The 22581-nt window shown below is 63.3% G+C and carries 21 protein-coding genes; 8 read left to right on the top strand and 13 right to left on the bottom strand.

The window, feature by feature from the left end:
- Positions 1 to 65: 65 nt before the first annotated feature.
- Genes JM946_RS25575 through JM946_RS25565 form a run of 3 tightly spaced genes read left to right on the top strand, consistent with a single transcriptional unit; the run spans position 66 to position 2413 of the window.
- Positions 66 to 389: a PepSY domain-containing protein gene (locus JM946_RS25575; RefSeq protein ID WP_203170218.1), complete on the top strand. Its 324-nt coding sequence runs from the start codon at positions 66 to 68 to the stop codon at positions 387 to 389.
- Positions 390 to 1055, top strand: a complete 666-nt coding sequence (locus tag JM946_RS25570) for a response regulator transcription factor (protein ID WP_203170217.1) — start codon at positions 390 to 392, stop codon at positions 1053 to 1055. It begins immediately after the preceding gene.
- A complete protein-coding gene (locus JM946_RS25565; RefSeq protein WP_203170216.1) occupies positions 1055 to 2413 on the top strand; it encodes a sensor histidine kinase in 1359 nt (452 codons plus the stop codon). Before JM946_RS25570 ends, JM946_RS25565 begins: the two co-directional genes overlap by 1 nt.
- Here the strand turns inward: JM946_RS25565 and JM946_RS25560 are convergent.
- Positions 2397 to 3098, bottom strand: coding sequence for a glutamine amidotransferase-related protein (locus JM946_RS25560; RefSeq protein WP_203170215.1), 702 nt, complete (start codon positions 3096 to 3098; stop codon positions 2397 to 2399). The genes JM946_RS25565 and JM946_RS25560 overlap by 17 nt on opposite strands.
- A 180-nt stretch (positions 3099 to 3278) precedes the next feature.
- Here JM946_RS25560 and JM946_RS25555 point away from each other — a divergent pair, with 180 nt between their 5' ends.
- Both JM946_RS25555 and manD read left to right on the top strand, forming a co-directional pair.
- Positions 3279 to 4028 (top strand): FadR/GntR family transcriptional regulator, encoded by a 750-nt coding sequence (locus JM946_RS25555; protein ID WP_203170214.1) that lies wholly within the window; start codon positions 3279 to 3281, stop codon positions 4026 to 4028.
- 115 nt (positions 4029 to 4143) lie between these two features.
- On the top strand, positions 4144 to 5355 hold the full coding sequence (gene manD / locus JM946_RS25550; protein ID WP_203170213.1) for a D-mannonate dehydratase ManD: 1212 nt from the start codon (positions 4144 to 4146) through the stop codon (positions 5353 to 5355).
- On the opposite strand, the gene JM946_RS25545 is transcribed toward manD, so the two are convergent.
- From JM946_RS25545 to JM946_RS25525, 5 genes are all read right to left on the bottom strand, one after another.
- Positions 5345 to 6490, bottom strand: a complete 1146-nt coding sequence (locus JM946_RS25545; RefSeq protein ID WP_203170212.1) for a hybrid sensor histidine kinase/response regulator — start codon at positions 6488 to 6490, stop codon at positions 5345 to 5347. The two genes, manD and JM946_RS25545, sit on opposite strands and share 11 nt — an antisense overlap.
- Complete coding sequence (locus JM946_RS25540) at positions 6487 to 7062, bottom strand: chemotaxis protein CheB (protein WP_203170211.1); 576 nt, start codon at positions 7060 to 7062, stop codon at positions 6487 to 6489. Before JM946_RS25540 ends, JM946_RS25545 begins: the two co-directional genes overlap by 4 nt.
- Complete coding sequence (locus tag JM946_RS25535) at positions 7062 to 7883, bottom strand: CheR family methyltransferase (protein WP_230979967.1); 822 nt, start codon at positions 7881 to 7883, stop codon at positions 7062 to 7064. Before JM946_RS25535 ends, JM946_RS25540 begins: the two co-directional genes overlap by 1 nt.
- Positions 7880 to 10978, bottom strand: a complete 3099-nt coding sequence (locus JM946_RS25530; protein WP_203170209.1) for a response regulator — start codon at positions 10976 to 10978, stop codon at positions 7880 to 7882. Before JM946_RS25530 ends, JM946_RS25535 begins: the two co-directional genes overlap by 4 nt.
- A gap of 145 nt (positions 10979 to 11123) precedes the next feature.
- Positions 11124 to 11660 (bottom strand): GNAT family N-acetyltransferase, encoded by a 537-nt coding sequence (locus JM946_RS25525; RefSeq protein WP_322110979.1) that lies wholly within the window; start codon positions 11658 to 11660, stop codon positions 11124 to 11126.
- A 161-nt stretch (positions 11661 to 11821) separates the two neighbouring features.
- On the opposite strand from JM946_RS25525, the gene JM946_RS25520 reads away from it, so the two are divergent.
- The 3 genes from JM946_RS25520 to JM946_RS25510 are packed head-to-tail and all read left to right on the top strand — an operon-like array spanning position 11822 to position 15280.
- Positions 11822 to 14053 carry an ATP-dependent DNA helicase gene (locus JM946_RS25520; RefSeq protein ID WP_203170207.1) on the top strand — a complete coding sequence of 744 codons (2232 nt, stop codon included), beginning with the start codon at positions 11822 to 11824 and terminating at the stop codon, positions 14051 to 14053.
- A gap of 9 nt (positions 14054 to 14062) precedes the next feature.
- The gene (locus JM946_RS25515) at positions 14063 to 14830 is read left to right on the top strand and encodes a helix-turn-helix domain-containing protein (RefSeq protein ID WP_203170206.1); all 768 of its coding nucleotides are present in this window, start codon (positions 14063 to 14065) and stop codon (positions 14828 to 14830) included.
- Positions 14831 to 14866: 36 nt separating this feature from the next.
- On the top strand, positions 14867 to 15280 hold the full coding sequence (locus JM946_RS25510) for a VOC family protein (RefSeq protein ID WP_203170205.1): 414 nt from the start codon (positions 14867 to 14869) through the stop codon (positions 15278 to 15280).
- Here JM946_RS25510 and JM946_RS25505 read toward each other — a convergent pair.
- The 7 genes from JM946_RS25505 to JM946_RS25475 form a co-directional block, all read right to left on the bottom strand.
- Positions 15277 to 15975: an extensin-like domain-containing protein gene (locus JM946_RS25505; protein ID WP_203170204.1), complete on the bottom strand. Its 699-nt coding sequence runs from the start codon at positions 15973 to 15975 to the stop codon at positions 15277 to 15279. The two genes, JM946_RS25510 and JM946_RS25505, sit on opposite strands and share 4 nt — an antisense overlap.
- Positions 15976 to 16019: 44 nt before the next feature.
- Positions 16020 to 17432 (bottom strand): aminotransferase-like domain-containing protein, encoded by a 1413-nt coding sequence (locus tag JM946_RS25500; RefSeq protein ID WP_203170203.1) that lies wholly within the window; start codon positions 17430 to 17432, stop codon positions 16020 to 16022.
- A gap of 9 nt (positions 17433 to 17441) precedes the next feature.
- Complete coding sequence (locus tag JM946_RS25495; protein WP_203170202.1) at positions 17442 to 17633, bottom strand: twin transmembrane helix small protein; 192 nt, start codon at positions 17631 to 17633, stop codon at positions 17442 to 17444.
- Positions 17630 to 17845, bottom strand: a complete 216-nt coding sequence (locus JM946_RS25490) for a hypothetical protein (RefSeq protein WP_203170201.1) — start codon at positions 17843 to 17845, stop codon at positions 17630 to 17632. Before JM946_RS25490 ends, JM946_RS25495 begins: the two co-directional genes overlap by 4 nt.
- Positions 17846 to 18691: 846 nt before the next feature.
- Positions 18692 to 21295: an ATP-binding protein gene (locus JM946_RS25485; protein ID WP_203170200.1), complete on the bottom strand. Its 2604-nt coding sequence runs from the start codon at positions 21293 to 21295 to the stop codon at positions 18692 to 18694.
- Between the two features lie 120 nt (positions 21296 to 21415).
- The gene (locus tag JM946_RS25480) at positions 21416 to 21688 is read right to left on the bottom strand and encodes a DUF4242 domain-containing protein (RefSeq protein ID WP_203170199.1); all 273 of its coding nucleotides are present in this window, start codon (positions 21686 to 21688) and stop codon (positions 21416 to 21418) included.
- 121 nt (positions 21689 to 21809) lie between these two features.
- Positions 21810 to 22559, bottom strand: a complete 750-nt coding sequence (locus JM946_RS25475; protein WP_203170198.1) for a FadR/GntR family transcriptional regulator — start codon at positions 22557 to 22559, stop codon at positions 21810 to 21812.
- Between the last annotated feature and the right edge of the window lie 22 nt (positions 22560 to 22581).

Below are 22581 nucleotides of genomic sequence, written 5' to 3'. Positions count from 1 at the left end.
CCCTGACGACAGCCCGTCGTGGGGCGTCAGCCTGGCGTCAGGTCCCCATCGTCACAGTAGGCGCCATGAAACCCAGATATTCCGCCCTTCTGATCGTGCTGCTGAGCAGCCTGTCGCTAGGCATGTCCACCGGATTGGCCGGCAAAAAAGACAAGAAGAACGAGCACAACGTGGTGCGCGAAGCCTTACAGCGCGGCGAGGTGCTGCCGCTGGTGAAGATCCTCGCCATCGCCAACGAGCAGGTGCCGGGCGACGTGATCGAGGTGGAGCTCGAGGACGAGAAACAAGCGCTGGTGTACGAAATAAAAATACTCACTGGCACCGGTCGCGTGCGCGAAGTGAAAATAGACGCACGGACCGGCAAGGTGCTCGAGATCGAGGACGATTGATTGCGTGCGCTGGTGATAGAAGACGAGGCGGCGGTGGCTCAGGATCTGGCGCAAGCCTTGTCCAGCGCCGGCTTCGTGGTCGACATCGCCGCCGAAGGCGAAGACGCCTGGTACAAGGGCAGCGTCGAGGATTACGACGTGGCCGTGCTCGATCTCGGCCTGCCCCGCATCGACGGCCTGTCGGTGCTGAAGCGCTGGCGCAGCGCGCAGCGCACGTTTCCCGTGCTGATCCTTTCGGCTCGCAACGACTGGACCGAAAAAGTCGCGGGCATCGAAGCGGGCGCCGACGATTATCTGGGTAAGCCTTTCGAGATGGGCGAGCTGATCGCTCGCATCCGCGGCCTGGTGCGGCGTGCGGCCGGGCGCGCCTCCTCGACCATCGAAGTCGGCCAACTCGTGCTCGATACCCATCGCATGTCCGCGACCTATGCGGGCAGGCCGATCCGTTTGTCACAATTGGAATTCCGCTTTCTCGATTATCTGGCGCATCAATCGGGCCGCGCCGTGTCGGCGGGCGAGCTCGCCGAACATCTGTATGGCGCCGACGAGCCGGGCGATTCCAACGCCATCGAAGCGCTGGTGGTCCGCCTGCGTCGGAAGATCGGCCCGCAGGTGATCGAGACCCGACGCGGCTTCGGTTATTTGCTCGCGGGTGATGGTGGGTGATGCCCCGATCCCTGCGCGTTCGGCTGCTGCTGAGCGCCGCGATCGCGATCTTCCTGGCGCTTGCCGCTGCATGGGTGGCGATGACGCTGCTGTTCGAGCGGCACGTCGAGCGGCGCATCGAAGCCGACCTGATCCGTGAGGGATTGCAGCTCGCCGCCGCGCTCTCGATTGCACCCGACGGAACTCCGGCGCTCGAACAGGAGCCCGGCGATGCGCGCTTCTTCGAACCTGCCAGCGGTCTGTATTGGCAGGTCACCACCGGCAAAGGCGCGCAAAGCTCCCGCTCGCTGTGGGATCAGCATCTGCCCGCCCCCGTCAACGCCAGTTCACTGGAATGGCGCAATCGCATCGTCGACGGGCCGTTCGATCAACAGATCCTGCTGGTTGAACGCATCATTCGGCCCGAGCGCAGCGGCGCCGATGTTTTGATTCAGCTGGCGCACGAACAAAAGTCATTGCATGACGCGCGCCAGGAATTCGGCAACGAACTGGCGATGTTTCTGGCGATGTTGTGGCTCATCCTGGCGGCGGCCTCGTGGGTGCAGGTTGAATTGGGCTTGCGTCCTCTGCGCCACGTGCGCAACGAAGTCGAGACGCTGAAGCGAAATCCTCGCGAACGCATCACGGCAGCCCACGTCGCGGAGATCGAGCCACTCACGCTCGCCATCAACGAGCTTGCTGACGCTCGCGAGAAAGACCTGAGCCGCGCTCGTCGACGCGCCGCCGATCTCGCCCATGGACTCAAAACACCTTTGGCTGCGCTGTCCGCACAGAGTCGTCGCGCACGAGAAGCAGGCGCAACTGAAGCAGCCGATGGGCTCGATCAAGCCATCGCGGCAGCCAGAGCTGCCATCGAAGGTGAGCTGGCTCGCAGCCGCGCAGCCGCGATTCGCGCTGCTCCGAGCGGCGATCTCACGCCGGCGTTACCACTGATCGAGTCTTTGGTAGGCGTCGTCGAAAAGACCGAGTTCGGCTCGAAGCTGGTATTCGAAGTCAACATTCCCGACGAGTTGCGCCTGCCAGTAGCAAGCGAAGATCTGCTCGAGATCGCCGGCGCCTTGATTGAAAACGCCGCGCGCTACGCGCACCGGCGCGTGCGCATTACGGGCGAATCGGCTGGTGGCGGCGTGTTGCTGGTGGAAGATGACGGCCCGGGCATCGGGCCTGAGAAAATCACGGAAGCATTGATGCGCGGTGGACGACTCGACGAGGCCGGTTCCGGTCACGGCCTCGGCCTGGCTATCGCCAACGACCTCGTCGAGGCCACCCGAGGCGCCATTATGCTGACGCGCTCCGACTTGGGCGGATTGAAAGTCACGGTCGCCTGGCCCGCATCCGACGTCAGCGCGCTCCGCTGACGAAGTTGCGAATCCAACCGGCCACTCGCTGCGCGTCGTTCGGCTTCTTCAAGGTCGCCGCGGCGGCATCGGCAAAGTCCGGCTGATAGCGAGTGCCTCGACGCAGATCGATCAGCGCGGTCGCATACTCCGGAGAAAACTCCGGGTGACCCTGAAACGAAATCGCCCGCCGTTGCGGGTACTCGAGCACCGCGTACGGTGTGAATTCGCTCGCGGCCAGCACCGTCGCGCCGTTGGGCAATTCGATGACCTGATCCTGATGCGACACCGGGATGCTCAACGTCGACTCACGATCCGAATTCATCCAGCCGGCGCGACGCAGAATATCGTAGCTGTGCAGTCCGACGCCCCAGCCCTTGGGCGACTTGATGACTCGCCCGCCGTAGGCTTCGGCCATGATCTGATGTCCGAAACAGATTCCCACCAGCGGAACGCGCCCGGACAGTTGCTGAATGAAATCCTTCAGCGGCTCGATCCAGGGATCGCCGTCGTACACGCCGGAAGCGGAACCGGTGATCAGGTACGCCGTGTGCTGACCGATCTCGGGCAGCCGCCCGGTGCGCACGTCGTAGTACGAATAGCGGTAGTCCGGTCCCAACATACGTCGGAACATGTCTCCATACGAACCGAACCGATCTTTCAGGTCGCCCGGCGGCGCGCCGGTCTCCAGAATGCCCAGATGCATCGCAATCCCAGGTGTGAGCGATGCGCAAGCATAACCGACATGCATTCGGAAATTGGTCTTACCAATTATGAAATTGGCCAGTCCAATTCCAGCGACCTTTCCCTCGCCCCGGCTTGAGCCCCCTGGTCAAGCCAGCAATAATCGAGGCATTCCGTAACGCCCGAGCCCGCAGCGCCGCCCATGCCCGCCGAATCACAGCGACTGTACGAGCGCATCGCGCAGAAGCTGGCGAACGATATTTCGCGCGGTCAGTACAAGATCGGCCAGCGGTTGCCCTCGGAGCGCGAGCTGGCGCAGACCTTTTCCGTCTCCCGCCCCACGGTTCGCGAAGCAATCATTGCCCTGGAGCTGGATCGCCTCGTGGAAGTGCGCGTAGGTTCCGGTGTTTATGTCACGAACACCGAGCCGCCCGGCGGCAAGGCCGGCGCAACCGACATCGGCCCGTTCGAATTGCTCGAAGCGCGACGTTCCATCGAAGGCGAAGCATGCGCCCTCGCCGCCACTCGCATCGACGATGCGCAGCTGGCCGAACTGAACGCGCTGCTCACTGAAATGCGCACGGAGAACGAGAAGGACGTGATGCTCAGTGAAGACGCCGACCGGCGCTTCCACGAGACCATCGCCGCGGCCACCCAGAACAGCGGCATGATCGCCGCCGTGAAAATGCTCTGGGACGCTCGCACCCGCTCGCCACAAAGCCGGTCGCTCAGCGCCAAGGTGCGCGCCACCGGCGTCAAGCCGCGCATCGACGAGCACACCGCGATTCTCAAAGCGCTTCGCCAGCGCGATCCGGAGGGCGCCCGCGCAGCCATGCGAGAGCACCTGACCCGGGTCATCGACGCTTTGCTCAAGGCCACGGAGGTGCAGGAGCTGGAACGAGCCCGGCAGCAGATCGCCGAACAGCGCAAGCGCTACGCCGCCAGCCAATGAGCGCCCGAACGCGACCTGGGTCGCGTTCGGTGAGAATCGCCCGTCCTGGCGTTGACAATGCCCATTGGTCAGGCCAGAGTGGCATGACCAATGTTCTGATGCCGTTCTTCTGACCATGCACACCATCGTCGACGCCCGCGTCATCATCACCTGCCCGGGCCGTAACTTCGTCACGCTCAAAATCACCACTAAAAGCGGTGTCTACGGCCTGGGTGACGCCACCCTCAACGGCCGCGAGCTGGCAGTCGCGAGTTATCTGAACGATCACGTCGTGCCGTGCCTGATCGGGCGCGACGCGCGTCAGATCGAGGACATCTGGCAGTTCTTCTACAAAGGCGCGTATTGGCGCCGCGGCCCCATCACCATGACCGCGATCGCCGCCGTCGACGTGGCCCTATGGGATATCAAGGCCAAGAACGCCAACATGCCGTTGTACGAGCTGCTCGGCGGCGCGAGCCGTACCGGGGTGATGGTCTACGGTCACGCCAACGGCAACACCATCGACGAGACCATCGAGCAAGCCAAGCGCTACAAGGAACAAGGCTACAAAGCCATCCGCCTGCAAAGCGGCGTGCCGGGCCTCGCCTCCACCTACGGCGTGTCCAAGGACAAGCTGTTCTACGAGCCGGCGGACGCGGCGCGCCCGACCGAGAATGTCTGGTCGACCATCAAGTACATGCCGACCGTGCCCAAATTGTTTGCTGCCGCGCGCGACGCGCTGGGCTGGGACGTGCACCTGCTGCACGACGTGCACCATCGTCTCACGCCGCTGGAAGCCGGCCGGCTGGGCAAGGATCTCGAAGAGTTCCGTCCGTTCTGGCTGGAAGACTGCACGCCCGCCGAAAACCAGGCCGGCTTCCGCACCATCCGCCAGCACACCACCACGCCGCTGGCCGTCGGCGAAGTGTTCAATTCCGTGTGGGATGCCAAGCAACTCATCGACGAACAGCTGATCGATTACATCCGCACGACCATCGTGCACGCGGGCGGCATCAGCCACGTGCGTCGAATCGCTCACCTGGCCGAGTTGAACAACGTGCGGACCGGCTTCCATGGCGCGACCGATCTGTCCCCAGTGTGCATGGGGGCGGCCCTGCACTTCGATCTGTGGGTACCGAACTTCGGCATCCAGGAGTACATGCGCCACACGGACGAAACCGACGCGGTGTTCCCGCACGCTTACACGTTCTCGAACGGCGATTTGCATCCCGGCCAGGCGCCGGGCCATGGCGTGGACATCGATGAAGCGCTGGCCGCGAAATATCCCTATCGGCCCGCCAGCCTGCCGGTCAACCGTCTCGAGGACGGCACGCTGTTCAACTGGTAACAGCCGCCCCGGTCGCAAGCGAGAGGGTGAAGTGCACGGCCGTGCCCTTGCCCGGCTCGCTCTCGATCCAGATGCGCCCGTCGTGCGCTTCGACGATGCGCTTGGTGATATACAACCCCAGACCGGTGCCGCTGCGCCGGTTGGTGGCGCCCGACCAGTAGGCGTCGAACACCAGGGGCAGGTCGCTGCTCGCAATGCCCGGGCCGGTATCGATCACCGACGCCTGCACGCAATCCTCGACCTGGCGCATCGTGACTTTGATCCGATCGCCATGGCGACAGAACTTGATGGCGTTGCCGAGCAGATTGGAAAACACCTGCAGGATGCGCTCCCGGTCGCACAGCACGACCGAGCCGGCGACGTCACATTCGCCGACCAGCACAATCCCTTTCTGGCCCGCCAGCGGCTCATGCACGGCAACCGCTTCGTTGAGCAGCTGGCCGGCGATTTGCGGCCGCTGCTCCACTTCGATCCGGCCCGAGCGGATGCTGGCCATGTCCAGCAGATCGGCGATCACTCGACTCATCAGATCCACCGTGCTCGATAAGCGCCCGTGAATCGCCGCCCGCGCCTCGGGCCCCAATTTCTCCGGCGGCTTGTTCAGCATTTGCACGCCGCTTTTGATGGCCTGCAGGAAATTGCGAATGTCGTGCGACACCACGGCCAGCACGTCCTCGCGCGCCTGTACCGCTTCGCGTAACAACGATTCGCTTTCCTGCAACTGCTGATATTGCAGGGCGAGTTTCTTGCGCTGCTGATCCAGGCCGATGAACGTGTCGGTCTTATGGCGCAGGACGGTCGGATCGACCGGTTTGAACAGAAAATCCACCGCGCCGGATTCATAGCCGCGGAACACGCGATTCGCATCGCCCGTGCCCGCTGTCAAAAAGATGATGGGGATATATTTGGTACGCTCCGCGCCGCGCATGTATTCCGCCAGCTCGAAGCCGTTCATCTCGGGCATCTGCACGTCGATGAAAGCCAGCGCGAATTCATACTGCAGCACCAGCTCCAGCGCTTCGGTGCCGGAGCGTGCGGTAACGATGTCCGCGTCGTCTCGACGCAGCAGCGCTTCCAGCGCGACCAGGTTCTCCTCGATGTCGTCAACCAGCAGGATGCGCGAGCGCTCGGTCATATCGCGCTCCCGCTCAGCAACTGACTCAAGCTCGAAGCTAACTCGTTGGGCGACCATAGATAGGTGGGCTGAAACAATGCGAGGGCCGCCGCCGGCATGATGGCGACCTCGGCTGAAAGCGGCGTTTGCACGATGGTCGTGCCGCCGGCCGCGTGAATCTCCTGCAAGCCGGCCGCGCCATCCTCGCTGGCGCCGCTCAACAGCACGCCGATGAGGTTGCGGCCGTAAACATCGCGCGCCGTCTCGAACAGCACGTCGATCGCCGGTCGTGAGTAATGCACCGGCGGATCCACCGACAGCGCGAACGTGCCGGAGGACTCGATCAACAAGTGATAACTGGGCGGCGCGATGTAGATCACGCCGGCAACCAGCGGTTCCTTGTCTTCGGCTTGCTTCACCTTCAGTGAAGTCTCCGCGCCCAGCAGTTCCGCGAGTCCGCTGGAATGCGAGGGCAGATGAATGACGACCACCACCGGACACGGAATGACGGGCGGCAGCGCGCGTACGATGGCGCGCAGCACGTCGAGTGCTCCTGCCGAGCCGCCGATGACCACGGCGCCAGGCACGTCCATCAATCGACCCTCCGGTAGATCTTCTGTTCCGGACTGAGCTCCTGGAAACGCTGAGCGTAAGCCGAGAAGCGCACCGATTCCTTGGTCCCCAGACACAAAAAACCGCGTCGGCACAACGCGTCGTGGAACAGGCCGAGCGCCCGGTCCTGTAACAGCCGGTCGAAGTAGATCAGAACGTTGCGACACGACACCAGCTGAACTTCGGAAAAAATGCTGTCGGTGGCGAGACTGTGATCCGCGAAGGTGATGTGTTGTTTGAGCGTCGGCGACATCACGGCGCTGTCGTGGGACGCATGATAATAGTCCGACAACGAGCCGTGCCCGCCGGCGGCGCGATGGTTCATGGTGAACTGACGCATGCGATCGAGCGGATACACACCTTTCTGCGCCTTGCGCAGACTGCCGTCGTTGATGTCGGTGGCGTAGATCCTGGTGCGATCGAGCAAGCCCTCCTCCGCCAGCGCAATGGCGAACGAATAGGCTTCTTCACCGGTGCTGCAGCCGGCGATCCACAGTTTCAACGACGGATAGGTGGCGAGCAGCGGCATCACCTGCTGGCGCAGCGTCAGGAAAAACTCCGGATCGCGAAACAGATCGCTGACCTGCACCGTGAGATATTCCAGCAAGCGCGGAAACACGCTCTCGTCACTGGTCAGCAGGTCTTGCAACTGCTGCAGAGTTGCGCAGCGGAAGTGCGTCAGCGCCTGTTGCAGCCGCCGCTTCAACGAAGCCGCGGCATATTGCCGAAAGTCATAGTGATAGCGCTGATAGATGATCTCCAGCAGCTGGGCAATCTCGGGTTCCGAGATTTCCAGCCTCAACGCGGCGCACCTCGTCGCGCCGGCATCCAGATGCGCAGCAGCGACAGCAGTTTTTCGATGTCGATCGGCTTGGTGATGTAGTCGTTGGCGCCCGCCTGCAAACATTTCTGCCGGTCGTCGGGCATGGCCTTGGCGGTCAGCGCGATGATGGGCAGATTGGCCCAGCGGCCTTCGGCGCGAATCGCGCGAGTGGCCTCGAAGCCGTCCATCTCGGGCATCATAATGTCCATCAACACCAGATCGACGTCCGGCTGCCGCTTCAATGCTTCGAGCGCCTCCAGGCCGTTGCGTGCGATGTCGATGATCGCGCCGTGCGGCTCCAGCACTCGCGTGATCGCGAATACGTTGCGCACGTCGTCTTCCACCAGCAGGATGCGCCGTTTCTCGAAGACCGATTCCCGGCTGCGCGCCACGCGCAACATCCGTTGTTGTTCGGGCGGTAAGGACGATTCGACTCGGTGCAGGAACAGCGTCACTTCATCGAGCAGGCGCTCCGGCGAGCGCGTGCCTTTGATGATGATGGACTTGGAGTAACGCATCAGCTGTTGCTCTTCGTCCGCCGACAAGCTGCGCCCGGTGTAGACGATCACCGGCGGGAACGAGTACGACTCGTTGGTCGCCATTTGCTCCAGCAGCTCGAAGCCCGAAGCGTCGGGCAGCGCCAGATCGAGCACCATGCAATCGAAGGTGGAGGTGCGCAGCTTCTCCAGCGCGTCCGCCGCCGACGCAACCGCCACCGTGTTGACCTGCTCGGAATGCAACAGACGCTCGATGCTGTCCCGTTGCACGGCATTGTCTTCCACGATCAGCACCGCGCGGTTGGCGTCGTTCGCTTTGTGAGCCAGATTGGCGAGTGCGCTGAGCAGTTGCTCGCGCTCCACCGGCTTTCTCATGACATTGGCGGCGCCCATTTCCAGCGCCACGTGCGTGTAGTCGTGGCCCGAGATCACCTGCACGGGAATATGACGCGTCGCTGGATCGTGCTTGAGTCGATCGAGCACCGTCAGACCGGTGTGATCCGGCAAACGAATGTCGAGCACGATTGCGGTGGGCCGATGCTTGAGGGCCAGGTCGATGCCTTCATCGGCGGTGTGCGCGATCATGCACTCGAACTGCAATCCGGCGGCCAGCGTCGCGATGGTCTGCGCGAAGGACGGATCGTCTTCCACGATCAACAACAAGCGCGCATTGCTGGTATTTGCTCTGGTCGGCGCCGCTTCTATCGCTGTCTCGGAGATGGAGCTGCGTCGAGCCCGCACTGGAGCGCTAACCGGTGCAGGCGCGACGACCTGCTCGGGCTTCTCTTCCTGCTCCGGCATGGTCCGCGGCAGGATCAGCGTGAACGTGCTGCCGACATCGGGCTCGCTGCGCAACTCGATACGACCGCCGAGCATCGCCGCCAGCTCACGCGAGATCGACAGACCCAACCCGGTGCCGCCGAAACGGCGATTGGTGGTGCCGTCGGCCTGGCGGAACGGTTCGAAAATGATTTCCTGCTTGTCGGCCGGGATGCCGATGCCCGTATCCTCGACCGCGAACGCCAGGTCGCCGCTGCCCGCTTTGCTGAAGATTCGCAGCGATACCCGGCCTTGCATGGTGAACTTGAGTGCGTTGGACAGCAGGTTGCGCAGGATCTGCCGCAAGCGTTGCGAGTCCGTCTCCAGCTCCGCCGGCGTATCCGGCGCCACCGAGAGCTGCAGCTCGACGCGCTTCTGACTCGCGATCGGCCGGAAGGTCTGCGCCAGATTGTCGAGCAACGACTGCAGCCCGACCTTTTCGCGCTTCAGATCGATTTGCCGCGCCTCGATCTTGGACAGATCCAGGATGTCGTTGATCAGCTCCAGCAGATCGTTGCCGGCCGAATAAATGTTTCGGGCGAATTTCACCTGTTCCTCGGTGAGATTGCCCTGCGCGTTGTCGGCCAGCAGCTTGGCGAGGATCAACGAGCTGTTGAGCGGCGTGCGCAGCTCGTGCGACATGTTGGCCAGGAATTCGGACTTGAACTGATTGGAACGCTCCAGCTCGGAGGCCTTGGCGATCAGCTCGCGCCGCGCAGCGTCCAGGTCGTCGTTCTGGTGCGCCAGCATTTGCATGTGCTCTTCGAGCTGCACATTGCTCTGTTCGAGCTCCGCCTGCTGCGCTTCCAGCCGGGCCTGGCTGTCGCGCAGCATGTTGCTCTGCTGTTCGAGCTCCTCGTTGCTGACGCGGAGCTCTTCTTGCTGAGTCTGCAGTTCCTCGGCTTGCTGCTGGGTCGCACGCAGCAGCTCTTCACGCTCGCTGCGCAAACGCGCCGTGCGAATCGCGATGCCCATGGATTCGCTCAGCAGTTCCAGCAATTCCAGATCGGCCGCGCCGATCGATTCGATGAAGCCGAGCTCCAGCGCACCGACTGCTTCGCCATCGGCGATCAACGGGGTGACGGTCAGCGTCTTGGGCCGAATCGAACCGAGCGCGCCGGTGATCTCCAGCTCGTGCGCCGGTATCGATTGCAGATGGATGGGCTTGCGATCCTTGATGGCCTGCCCGACCAGCCCCTCGTGTACTGGGATGCTGTCGCGTGCAAGGTGCTGCGCAGGCAAAGCATAGCCACCGATGCGGACCGCCTCGGCGCCCTGACGCGCATACAGGGCGCCGACACTGGCGCCGAGGTACTCGCTGATGAATGTGGCGATCCGGTCGCCGATCTCGGTGAGCGTCAGCTCGCCGAGCACTCGTTGCGAGAGTGTGGACTGCGCCACCCGCATCCAATCTCGCTTGCGCAGCGATTGGCGTGAAATGATGGTGAGACGCGTCTGGATGGCGAAGGCCCAGATCACCACGGTAGCGAAGCTGCGGTTCGCCATCGCGATCTGCGCGGACTCCCCTTCCGGCGAGAACAGATAGTCGACGACGATCAGCACGGTCGAAAGGCCGGCCACCAGCAGCGGCGCGCCGGGCCGGGTCAGAAAGATGGATGCCCCGAGCGGGATCAGATAGAACAGCCACGTGGCCACTCCGATCCGGGTCTGCAGGTCGACCACGAAGATCGCGAGCATGCTCGCCGCGATGAACACATACCAACCGTCGTGCGTCTCTTTCTCGAAACGTTTGCGCATGTCGCTGCTGGATTCCGCCGGGCCGTTGCCACGGCGTCAGGGGAGCCCCGGCCGCAGCTTATTCATTGGCATGACGGGAGGAACGCTCGGACGTCCAGGAAAGTTCCCGACAGGCGTTCACTTTGTACGACAGACTCGGACGTCGTTATGTCGAGCCAGGGGCGAGCAACTTGTAGAAGACGTGAGTGTCGCAGAACGCGCCGTCCGGCATGAGCGCGTAGTCGGGAATGCGGCCGCAGTACTGCCAGCCTTGTCGTCGGTAGAGCCGTTCAGCGTCTTCACTTGCGGTATCCAGCACCAGCACCGTCTTGCCGGCGTTCAACGCCGCCTGCTCGGCGGCCGTTAGCAACGCCGCACCAAGACCGAGCCGCCGCGCGCGTCGGTGCACCAGCATCTTCGATATGTCGCCTCGATGAGGCTGATTCTCCGGCTGATCCATGAGCAGTTGTACGGTGCCGAGGATGGCGCCCGAACTGTCCTCGGCGACGAAGATCATGCGCTCGCCTCGTGCCGCGCTCTCTGCCGCTTTCGACCAGAAGCTATGCGCTTTGTCGCGGGTCATGGGCAGCATGAAACTTACCGAAGCGCCGCCTTCGACGCAGTCGATCAGCACGTCGCTCAAGCCCTGAACTTCCCGCTCGCCAAACACTTCGAGGCGACGAATCTGAATGCCTTCAGGCACGGAACCCACCTTTGCCGGCGTTGCGCCTGCCGGGCACGTAGAACTCACACCGGAGTCGATGCTACTGTATATAACCACAGAAATTCCATATTCCTATGTCGACCGGGAAATCCCCGACGCCGGCGTCAGCGCCCGCCGCTGTCACTCTCGCGTCCACCTGCATGTCGGTGGCTGTGCGAGTGTTGTGCCAGTTCACGGCGAAGCGCGGCGATCTGGACCTGCGTTTCACGCCTGCCCCGAGCGCTCGCGAAGGCATCGCGGGCCACGGTATCGTGGCGGCTCGTCGCGGGCGCGAGTATGAAGCGGAAAAGACGCTCGAAGCCGTTCATGATGGCTTGCACGTGCGCGGCCGCGCCGATGGTTATGACAAGAACCAGCGGCGACTCGATGAGTGCAAGACTTTTCGCGGCGAATTGTCCCGCATGCCGGAGAACCACCGCGAACTGCATTGGGCTCAGGCCAAGATGTATGGCGCAATGCTGTGTCGTCAGCAGCAGCTGAGCGAGCTGCGCCTGGCGCTGGTGTACTTCGATGTGGACAGCGAAGAAGAAACGGTGCTGACGCAGGATTGCTCGGCCGAGGAACTGCAAACCTTTTTCGAACAGCATTGTTCTCGATACGCGGTGTGGGGCCGCTCGGAATGCGCGCATCGTGAGGCCCGCGACCAGGCGCTGCAATCGCTCGCCTTCCCGTTCGACTTCTATGCAGCCCAGCGCCAGCTCGCAGAAGCGGTGTATCGAGTGGCCGTGATGGGCGAGCACCTGCTGGCGCAAGCCCCTACTGGCGTCGGCAAGACCATGGGCACGCTTTTTCCCATGCTCAAGGCGATGGGCGCGCAAAAGATCGATCGCATCTTTTATCTCACCGCCAAGACGACGGGACGCCAGCTCGCGCTCGATGCGCTGCGTGCATTGATACCGCCCGAGGTCAAGCTGCGGGTTCTGGAAATCACCGCGCGCGAAAAAATCTGCAAACATCCGGACGCCGCGTGTCATGGCGAATCGTGTCCGCTCGCAAAGAAATTCTACGACCGGCTACCGGATGCGCGAGCGGCGGCGCTTGAACGCGGCACGATGACGCGCGCAGTCATCGATGACGTGGCTGCCGAACACCGCGTTTGCCCGTATTTTCTGTCGCAGGAGCTGGCGCGCTGGAGCGATGTGATCATCGGCGACTACAACTACTACTTCGATCAGAGCGCGTTTCTTTATGGACTCGCACTCGAGCAAGGTTGGCGCGTCGGCGTACTGGTGGACGAAGCGCACAACCTGGTCGAACGCGCGCGACGCATGTACTCGGCGTCCCTCGACGCCGAAGCTCTGCGCCGCGCCCGCAAGGAATCGCCGCCCATGCTCCGAGGCGTGATCCAGCGGCTGAGCACCGAATTCCAACGCATCGCGGACTCGCAGGAGGCCCCGTATCGGGTTTATGACAATGTGCCGAAGACCTTATTGAAGGCGCTCGATACCTATATCACGGAGCAGAGCGCGCTCGCCGACCAGGCAATGGCGTTGCCCGAACCGGTGCAGCAGCTGTTTTTCGACGCGCTGGCGTTCAACACTCTGGCGATGGAGCTGGCGGAACATTCGCTGTTCGAAATCGCCCACCCTGAGCACGCGACCTTTTCCATCCGCAATGTGGTGCCGGCGCCGTTTCTGAGACCACGCTTCGACAACACGCGCAGCGTGGTGCTGTTCTCCGCCACGCTGACACCGCGGGATTTCTATCTCGACCTGCTGGGACTCCCCGAGACGACGCGCTGGCTGGACGTCGACTCGCCGTTTTCGGCGGATCAGCTCGAAGTGCGCGTCGCGCGACATATTTCCACGCGCTATCGACATCGCGACGATTCCATCACCCCCATGGTCGAGCTCATCGTGCGGCAGTTCGAACGCCGCCCCGGCAACTACTTCATGTTTGCGAGCAGCTTCGATTACCTGGCGCGTATCGCCGAGGGGCTGGATCGGCTCGCTCCGCACATTCCCAACCGGCTGCAACGTCGCAACATGTCGGAGAGCGAGCGCCAGCAATTTCTCGATGGCTTCGAGGCGCACGGACGCGGTATCGCGCTGGCGGTGCTGGGAGGCGCCTTCGGCGAGGGCGTCGATCTGCCCGGCGAACGGATGATCGGCGCATTCATCGCGACCCTGGGCCTGCCGCAGCTCAACGATGTGAGCGAGCAGATGCGGTTGCGGCTCGATCAGTTGTTCGAAGACGGCTATGCGTACACGTATCTCTACCCTGGCCTGCAAAAGGTGATTCAGGCGGCGGGACGGGTCATTCGGACGCGCCACGACCGCGGCGTGGTCTATCTCATCGACGATCGCTTCGCGCGTCGCGAAGTGCGGGAATTGCTGCCGAAGTGGTGGCGGCTGCAGACGATGCCGGTTTAGAGTGCCCGCATGGCGCGTACATCCAGCAGCTTCAGCGTTCGACGACCCGGCCGCGGGCTGGCGCGTTTCGTCCGTCAGTACTGGCTTAGCTTGAACAACTCGGCGCCGCTTTACACGGCATTGCCGGATGGCTGCGTCGATCTGGTGCTGGAGGTGAGCGCCAGTGGTTACCGCTCGTGGGTGTATGGGACTACGACCTCGCCGACTGCTATCGCCTGCGCTCCCGGATATCATTACCTCGGTATTCGCTTTCATCCGGGGCAAAGCCGCCACTTCATCCGCGCCGCTGCCGCCGAGATCACCGACTCGAGCGCGGACTTGCGTGCGCTGATGGAGTTTCCTGCAGATCGAATCGCCATGCGCATCGCCAGTGAGGCGTTGTTCGACGAACTCGATGTGATCCTGGGTGGATTGCTGGCCCACGCACCGCCCGTGGCGAGCTACATCGATGGCGTCATCGAGCACGTCGATGTTCGACATGGCTTGGTGCGCGTGGATGACGTCGCCTCCTGGTTCGGCAAGAGCCGCCGACAAATGGAACGCGCGTTTCTGCAAACGGTGGGCGTGCCGTTGAAGTTGTTTTGCATGATCTCTCGGCTGCGGCATGCAGCCGATCTCATTGCTCACCCGCCTGCGCGCTCCTTGACCGCAGTCGCGAACGACGCCGGCTATTCCGACCAGGCGCACATGACTCGCGACTTCACTCGCCTGGCCGGCGTCTCACCCGGCCAACTACGCCACGACGACGCATTTTTTCAATACCACTCGCCGCGCTGAGCGCATCCTGGGGCTTTCCCCCATCGAGGAGCTCGCATGCAATTGGAGTCCGCCTATCCGGTGATCGTCACCCCCGCCATCGGCGACTGCCGCGATTTCTATGTGCGCCACTTCGGCTTCGAGGTGGTGTTCGAGTCGTCGTGGTTCATTTACCTGGCGTCCAAGGCCAACCCCGTGCTGGCCATTGCCTTCATGTCGCCGGACCATCCCTCCAGCCCGCCCGGCCCCGCCACGTTCAACGGCCAGGGCATGTTTTTCACTTTGCAGGTCGCCGATGCGGCGGCGGAGTTCGAGAAGGTGCAGCAGTCAGGCGCGCGCATCGCTTATGAGCTTCGGGATGAGCCCTGGGGTCAGCGTCGCTTCGGCCTGCTCGATCCGTCGGGCACCTGGGTCGATGTGGTGCAACAGATCGAGCCGGCGGCGGGCTTCTGGGATCCTTACATGAGCTAGCGACAGACGCGGTAGGGACCGCGATCGAAATGGAAGTGATCGCGGTGGGCCGCGTTGTAGTCGGGGCTCAGCACACCGTCAAAGAAACGGCATGCCCCGGTTCGCACGTCGCGCAGAAACGCCGCTCGCGCTCCGCCCTCGTTCCAGTCTTTCAATACGCGAATTCGTTCGCCATCTTCGAGCACGAACCCGGCGAGGTCCAGCGCCTCCGCGGTTGCATGCTGACTTCGAGTCGCGTTGGCCCGGCCATAAACGTTGCGACAGGAATAACTGCCGAAGTGCTCGAGGCTCGCCACCCTCTTCCCGAAATGCGCTTGCGCCGCCGGCGCCAGCACATGCCGCTCCCACATCGCCAGCGACACCGCCGCGCGACAGCTCAGCGAAAACGGCTTGCCCACGGCGGCGGACGTTTTCTCTATGCGCACGGCATTGAAGAAACCGCACGCCGGTCCGGTCGTGCGGTCGTCCACGCGGGCGTATTTCAGGTTGGTGGTCGCCAGCACCTGCTGGCAAAGCTCGGAGCTTTTGGACAAGCGCGCCAGCTTGTGCCGCGTGAGGAAGTTGGGCTCGGCATTCACGTCCAAGGTCGCCCACGGATTCCAATCGGGCGGCACCGCGATCATCCCACTGCGCACGCCATACAAGGCGCCGGCGACGGCCAACACAATTACCAGGAGGATGATGAACAGTCGCATGATCGATCGATAACTCGGCGACTGCCGGCGGCGTTCCAGACGAACTATACGAGCGCGACGATGATCCTTCCCAGCTCCGCAACTGCATCCTCGACCTGATCGCTCCACGGATGCCCGTAGTTCAGCCGCACGCAGTGCCTGAACTGCCGGCGCGCCGAAAACATCGGGCCCGGAGCGATACTGATGTGAGCTTCAATGGCGCGACGATGCACTTCCAGTGCGTCGACCTGCTGCGGCAATTCGATCCAGAGGAAATAACCGCCCTCCGGCGTAGCCACCCTGTACCCCGCCGGAAAATGTTTCTTGATGCACGCCAACGCCGCAGCCTGCTGCGACTTGAGCGCTTGGCGCAACTTGTCGAGATGCCGGTCGTAGCCTTCGTTCCTCAGCATCTGCGCAATGCCGTTCTGGATCGGCACGCTGGTGGCCAGCGACGTCGCGATCTTGCGGCGCTGTACCGCCGACGCAAATCGGCCCGCGGCCGTCCAGCCCAATCGATAGCCCGGCGCCAGGCTCTTGGAGAACGAGCCACAGTTCAACACCAGCCCCTTGCGATCGAACGCCTTGGCCGGCTTCGGCCGGTGCTGCTCGAAGTGCAGCTCCGCGTACACGTCGTCTTCGATCAACGGGATCTCGTGGTCGGCGAGCAGCTGCACCAGGTCACGTTTCTTTTCCTCGGGCAGCGAGGCGCCCAACGGATTCTGGAACGTCGTCATGAACCAGCAGGCGCGAATGTCGTGCTTGCCGATCGCTTGCTCGAGCGCGCCGAGATCGACGCCTTCGCGCGGATGAGTGGGAATCTCCACCGCTCGCAAGCCCCACATTTCGATCGCTTGCAAGCAGGCGTAGAACGCAGGCGCTTCGATAGCGACGGTATCGCCCGGCCGCGTGACGGTTTGCAGACAAAGATTCAATGCCTCCAGCGCGCCGGAGGTGATCACGATTTCGTCGGCCGGAACACGTGAGCCAAATTGCAGGTATCGACGCGCGATCTGCCGTCTCAGTTCTGGACTGCCCGGCGGCAGACTCTGCACCGTGCTCCACGGATCCACATTGCGCGCGCTGCTGCCTAGATGTCTCGCCAGCTTCGCCCAAGGAAACAGCGTCGGACTCGGGAAGGCCGAGCCCAAAGGCACGACGTCACGGTCACGAGAGGCTTCGAGAATATCGAAGACCAGATCGCTGACGTCGACCTGCGTAGAGCGCGACGGCGGCCGCGACGCGCGCGGCTCGTGCGGCGTTTGTTGCCAGCGATTGCTGACGTAATAACCGGAGCGCTGCCGACTCTCAACCAAGCCGTTCGCTTCGAGCACATCGTAAGCTCGCATCGCCGTAGCGGGACTCACTCCTCGCTCACGACACAGCTCGCGCACCGATGGAATCCGTTCGCCCGCTTGCAGCGTGCCCTGGCGGATCAGCGATGTGAGATCGGCGGCCAGCTCCTGATACAGCTTCATGCGCCCGCGTTAGTGGGGTTCGACCAAGCCTAAGTACCAGCCAATCATCAGGAAGGCAAACAACGCCACGGACAGCCCGACGCGCACGCTCAACGCGCGCACCATGCGCTTGTTATCGGTGGGACCGCTGGTCATGGAGAACAATGCGTGGCCCAGACTGAGCACGATGCCGACCAGCGTGAGGATGATGAGTGCTTTCATGATTGCTCCGATGCGTGTGTTTGCGCCCGCTGCGCTTCCGCCGCGGCCTCGCGACGGATGGTCATGACCAGTGTGCCGACCGCGACAGCGATCAGGGAGATCAGCGCCACCATCAGGAACACCAGTCCGCCGGCCAGCCGGTACGCTTCGTAAATTGCGCCCGCCACGCCCAGGGGCGTCGTGACCAGCAGCAGGGGTTTGGCAATCCGCATCGCTTTTCTCCTTGGTACGGGTGCATGGTAGGGGCGGTCTGTGCTGCATAACAGATGCAGATCGCGGTAAAAAAAGTGGCACAGAAGGTCCCCGCCGCGGTGGTTCGAGTGCGGCGTTTTCTGTCAGCGTCGGCGGTCGGAACTGGCTTGGATGCGGACCGTTAACTGTGCATTCGACGCGTATGGAGAACGTGCGATGCGGACTTCGGTTTATGTGTTGGCGGCGCTTGCCGCCGCGGGTCTGACGACCGCCTCGGCCCAGAACGCTGGCAACCCAGCCAATCCGCCTGGCACTCAGACGCCTGTTCAGCAACCTCGTACGTCGGCACCGCCCTCTGCGCCAACGCCGGCACCGCGAAACTCGCCCACACCCTCGCAGCCGACGCAGCCGTCGTCGCAAGCGACCACGCCTGCGCAGCCGACTCAAACGACGCAACCGGCGCAGTCTTCGCAAACCTCGCCACCAGCACAGCCGAGGCAAACGACGCAGCAGGCGCAGCCGAACTCGAATACGCAGCAAACTGTGCGGCCGCCTGATTCAGCGCGAACCGACGCGAACAGGAGAACGAACGACGACGACAATGCCAACAACGCGGCTCGTCAGAACCAGAGCCGCGTGCCGCCGGCGATGCGCGGCGTCGGCACGACGGGCAGTCGACCGGATTGCACGAAGCTGCGCGGCATTGAGAAAGCGGAATGCGAACGCCGCGACACGTCACGAGACGACCTCCCCGCCGGCGTGACCACAACGCAGCCGGAGCGCCCGCAAGAGTAGAAGATCGCGAGCTGCGGCTGCGCCGCGCAGTGGACACCTCCGCTGCGATGTGCCGAAGCAGTGCCGCCGAGCTACGGCGTTTTCGCCGAGATGATGCCGAGGCGGTATGCCGCACTCACGGCTTCGGCGCGAGTCGACACATCGAGCTTGGTAAAAATCGCCGCCAGGTGGTGGTCGACCGTCCGGGATGAGCGATGCAAGCGCTGGCCGATTTCCTTATTGCGCAGGCCTTGGGCGAGCAAGCCGAGCACTTCTACCTCCCTCGTAGTCAACCCAGCCAGATTGTTCTGCGTGCTCTCCCGCGGTCCGCGCTGTAATCCTCGCACGCCCGAGGAGCGCAACTTGTAACGCACGCGCTCGATCATGGGCCGTGCGCTGAATGACTCGAAAACCGCAAGGGCCTCGCGTTGGGAACATTCATCGCCTTCCGTCATGGCGCGGGCCGCCTCGAAGGGACATCGCAACTCGCGCCAGGCCGCCGCAGCCTCCTGCCAACGACCGGAAATCTCCATCGCGAACGGCTGATTCGCACAAAACTCCGGAATGCCGCCGGGAAGAGAACCGTCGCCCTGCCAACACCAGAACAACAGCTCCGACGCAAACCACCGATGCCGCTTGCGAAGCGCAAGCTCGAGTCCCGCCGCCGCCTCACTTGCCGCCTCCGCGGGCCGCCCCTCGAACCACGCAGCCTCGGCTCGAGCAGCCTGCATCAGCGCGACTCGTTGCAAGGTGCCTGTATTCCCCGCCAACCCTTGTGCCTCATGCAGCGCCTCCCACACCGCAGGATCTCCCCGGCGCGCACGCACGCGACCCAGCGCAACCAAGGCAGTGATGCGAGCAATGACAGGCGACCGGCTATCTGCAAGTACGACATGCGCGACGCCCGACGCTTCGGTCCAACGCCCCCGATACATCCACACCAACGCCTGCCAGGACAACTGATACAACCGTGAAAAATCGATGTCGCGCTCGTTGCAGAACTCGATGCCCCGGCGCAGATAGTTGTCGGCCAGATCGAAACGATAAACCTCACCGCACGCAGAACCGAGATTCACATAAGCATTGGCAATCCAGGAATCCGAGCGCATCTGCTCGGCCACCTCGCGGCTGCGCTCCAATCGCTCGCAGCCCTCTTCGACCCGCCCCGACACGATCAGCGACGAGCCGATGGTGTTGAGACAATGCACGAGGGACTCCTGATCGCCACGACGCTCAGCCGCCGCCATCGCCAACTCGCCTTCCTGGATGGCCTGGTCGACGTCACGGTCCAACATTCGCAAGTGTGCGGCCCAGCGCCTCACCACCGCGGCAGCCGCGGCCGTATCGTTGGGCACCAGCGCGACGGCTTCACGCATCGTCGCCTCGCCTTCTGCATTCTTCCCGGAGACGACCAGTGCATGCGCCAACCTGGCCAGCGACATCGCTTGTTTGTCTCTATCGCCGAGCTCGTGCCACAGCTTCGCCGCATTCTGCCGCGCCTGAATCGCTTCGCTGACCATGCCGCTGAGCTGACATTCGGAAGCGTAGTCATCCAGCAACATCGCCCGCAACGCGCTCGACGACGGGGCGAAGCGCAACGCTCGTGCGAACTGCTGAGCGGCCTGTCGATGGGCGCCCTTGGCTGCCGCCTCGCGAGCGGCGGCCGGCGCGAGCTTCAGCACATCATCGTCTGAAGCGGCGCCTTCAGCATGATGCGCAAGACGCGCGAGATCGTGAGCAGTCGCCGAATGCGATTGAAGCGCCTGTAACGCCATTCGATGCAGGCTCATCGCCTGCGTCGGCGTCAGAGCTTCAAGCACCGCCTCGCGCGCCAGCTCGTGCCGAAACGTGAATACGCCGTTCTGCGCACACAGCACTCCGGTGGCGAGACATTCATCGATCCAGCCACTCTCGGCCGCAGTCATTTCTTCCAACAACCACGGCTCGATCCGAGGCCCTGCGACGGCCGCGGCATCCAGCACGGCCCGGGCCGAGGGCCGCAAGCGAGCCGCACGCGCAAGCACTGCATCCCGCACGGTCGCAGGCATGCGAGCTCCGCCCGTCGCGATCACTTCGGTCACAAAAAAGGGATTGCCACCCGACCTGCGCAGCAGCTCTTCTGGATCGATGTCACCAGCGCCGATGAGCTCACGGACCGCAGTGAGCGACAGCGGGGCAAGCGAAGCTCGCTTCGCGCCACTGGTGGCAAGATCGCCCAAGACCAGGCGCAGCGGATGCGCAGGGCCGACCTCGTCGCTACGAAAACTCACAATCAACAACGAATGCGTGCGCCCGATGCGCCGACCCACGTAACGCAGGAAATCGAGAGTCGCCTCGTCCGCCCAATGCAGATCTTCGAGCACGATCAGCGTCGGCGGCCGCGCCAGCTCGTGGAGGAAGGTGCTGAAGATATGCAATCGCTCGCGACTGTTGGCGAGCGCAGCTTGCAACTCGCCTTGGATCTGCGCGGCGATATCGAACAACGGGCCGAGCGGGCGCGGCGTCTGCAATGCATCGCAGGCGCCCCAGTAAACAGGATGGTGTGCGCGTTGAGCTTCGGCGAATGTTTGCAACAGCGAGGTCTTGCCGATGCCCGCCTCGCCCTCCAGAAACAACAAGGCGCCCTGGCCCGCGGCGGCATTGCGCAGCAGCACCTGTAGCGAGGTCAGCAGCTCTTCCCGCTCCAACAGCTTCATGCCAGGTCCCGCCACGCCGACGCCGTCCCCACTCGAGCTCGAGGATCATAGCGCGCCGGCGGGCTGGTGCGATCATCGGGGGGCCGCCGCACGCCCCCATGGATCGCCACGGATGTCTTGTCAGTACAGGAAATATGGATCGAGCACCCGCACTTCGGTGATTCGATCGACAGGCACGCCGTTGCGAGCCGCCACGCTGCGGATCGCCTCCGGCGTAGGCCCGTCGTAGATACAGTAAGTTTTTTTGCGATCCGGGGTGACGTAGGAATGGATCCAGGTCACGCCTTCCTGCGCATTGTTGGACACGATGCCCGCGGCTCCCTTGGCGCCCTCCGCATTGGTGGGCAGACCCAAGCCGTCGGGAAAGGTACGTTCAACCAGATATCGGGGCATGGCCATCTCCTCGGATTGTTCGAAGGATCGATGGTCACGATAAGAATCCAGCCTCACGGAAACTACGGCTGTTCTACCTATATCGAGCCTGACTCCCGTCAGCTTCGGGCCGCCAGATCGGTCAGCCGATGCGCGCGCTCACCAGGAAACGCGCCCGGCTGGCGGCGGACTTTTGCCGCAGCTCCATGATTTCGCGCTTCTCGTTCGCGTCCAGCATCTCTTCGAGCAGGCGATGGAAATGCTCGCGCATGGACTTGCGAGCCGCCTGAGGATCGCGCTTGCGCAGCGCTTCGACGATGCGAGCGTGCTCGCCGTGCCGCGACTTGCCGTCGTGTTTGCAAACCGATTCGTGCACTTTGCGCACTTCGGGCAGCTCCAGCCGCAGGCGCCACAGCGTCTCGATGACGTGGATGATGGCGCGATTGCCCGAAGCCGCCGCGATCGTCATATGAAATTCGCGATCGGCCTCGGTGGATTTTTCGTCGTCGCCCGGCCCGTCCTTGGCCATGGCCTGCAACAGCTCGTCGAGCTTGGTCAGGGTGGGCTCGGTGATGATCGAAGCGGCCAGCGCGGCCGCCTCGGGCTCGAACAGCGAGCGCGCCTCGGTCAGCTCGAAGGCGCTGACCTCGGGCAATTTCTGACCCTGATTGGCGGCGTCGTCCGTGACATACACACCGGCGCCGGCGCGAATCTTCACCTTGCCCTGCGCCTGCAGGGCAATCTCCGCCTCCCGGATGGTGACGCGGCTGACACCGAAGCGCTCGCCCAGCTCACGCTCGCCGGGCAGACGCGAGCCGGGCGGAAACACCCCCTCGCGAATCAGCGCGGTGATCTGGTCAGCAATGTCCTGGAACAGACGGTGGTCAGCCATGGGCACCTTGTCCGGTGGTCTA

It is taken from the genome of Steroidobacter gossypii, from assembly GCF_016801985.1.
Lineage (GTDB): Bacteria > Pseudomonadota > Gammaproteobacteria > Steroidobacterales > Steroidobacteraceae > Steroidobacter > Steroidobacter gossypii.
Note: the sequence above shows the minus strand (reverse complement) of the source record. Positions and strands in the feature narration are given on the sequence as shown.

Coding starts and splice junctions, on each gene's coding strand:
- JM946_RS25515 (WP_203170206.1), top strand. CDS start 14,063: ATGGCGCGTACATCCAGCAGCTTCAGCGTTCGACGACCCGGCCGCGGG.
- JM946_RS25560 (WP_203170215.1), bottom strand. CDS start 3,098: ATGCATCTGGGCATTCTGGAGACCGGCGCGCCGCCGGGCGACCTGAAA.
- JM946_RS25575 (WP_203170218.1), top strand. CDS start 66: ATGAAACCCAGATATTCCGCCCTTCTGATCGTGCTGCTGAGCAGCCTG.
- JM946_RS25520 (WP_203170207.1), top strand. CDS start 11,822: ATGTCGGTGGCTGTGCGAGTGTTGTGCCAGTTCACGGCGAAGCGCGGC.
- JM946_RS25565 (WP_203170216.1), top strand. CDS start 1,055: ATGCCCCGATCCCTGCGCGTTCGGCTGCTGCTGAGCGCCGCGATCGCG.
- JM946_RS25485 (WP_203170200.1), bottom strand. CDS start 21,295: ATGAAGCTGTTGGAGCGGGAAGAGCTGCTGACCTCGCTACAGGTGCTG.
- JM946_RS25475 (WP_203170198.1), bottom strand. CDS start 22,559: ATGGCTGACCACCGTCTGTTCCAGGACATTGCTGACCAGATCACCGCG.
- JM946_RS25555 (WP_203170214.1), top strand. CDS start 3,279: ATGCCCGCCGAATCACAGCGACTGTACGAGCGCATCGCGCAGAAGCTG.
- JM946_RS25500 (WP_203170203.1), bottom strand. CDS start 17,432: ATGAAGCTGTATCAGGAGCTGGCCGCCGATCTCACATCGCTGATCCGC.
- JM946_RS25540 (WP_203170211.1), bottom strand. CDS start 7,062: ATGGACGTGCCTGGCGCCGTGGTCATCGGCGGCTCGGCAGGAGCACTC.
- JM946_RS25480 (WP_203170199.1), bottom strand. CDS start 21,688: ATGCCCCGATATCTGGTTGAACGTACCTTTCCCGACGGCTTGGGTCTG.
- manD (WP_203170213.1), top strand. CDS start 4,144: ATGCACACCATCGTCGACGCCCGCGTCATCATCACCTGCCCGGGCCGT.
- JM946_RS25495 (WP_203170202.1), bottom strand. CDS start 17,633: ATGAAAGCACTCATCATCCTCACGCTGGTCGGCATCGTGCTCAGTCTG.
- JM946_RS25530 (WP_203170209.1), bottom strand. CDS start 10,978: ATGCGCAAACGTTTCGAGAAAGAGACGCACGACGGTTGGTATGTGTTC.
- JM946_RS25545 (WP_203170212.1), bottom strand. CDS start 6,490: ATGACCGAGCGCTCGCGCATCCTGCTGGTTGACGACATCGAGGAGAAC.
- JM946_RS25490 (WP_203170201.1), bottom strand. CDS start 17,845: ATGCGGATTGCCAAACCCCTGCTGCTGGTCACGACGCCCCTGGGCGTG.
- JM946_RS25505 (WP_203170204.1), bottom strand. CDS start 15,975: ATGCGACTGTTCATCATCCTCCTGGTAATTGTGTTGGCCGTCGCCGGC.
- JM946_RS25510 (WP_203170205.1), top strand. CDS start 14,867: ATGCAATTGGAGTCCGCCTATCCGGTGATCGTCACCCCCGCCATCGGC.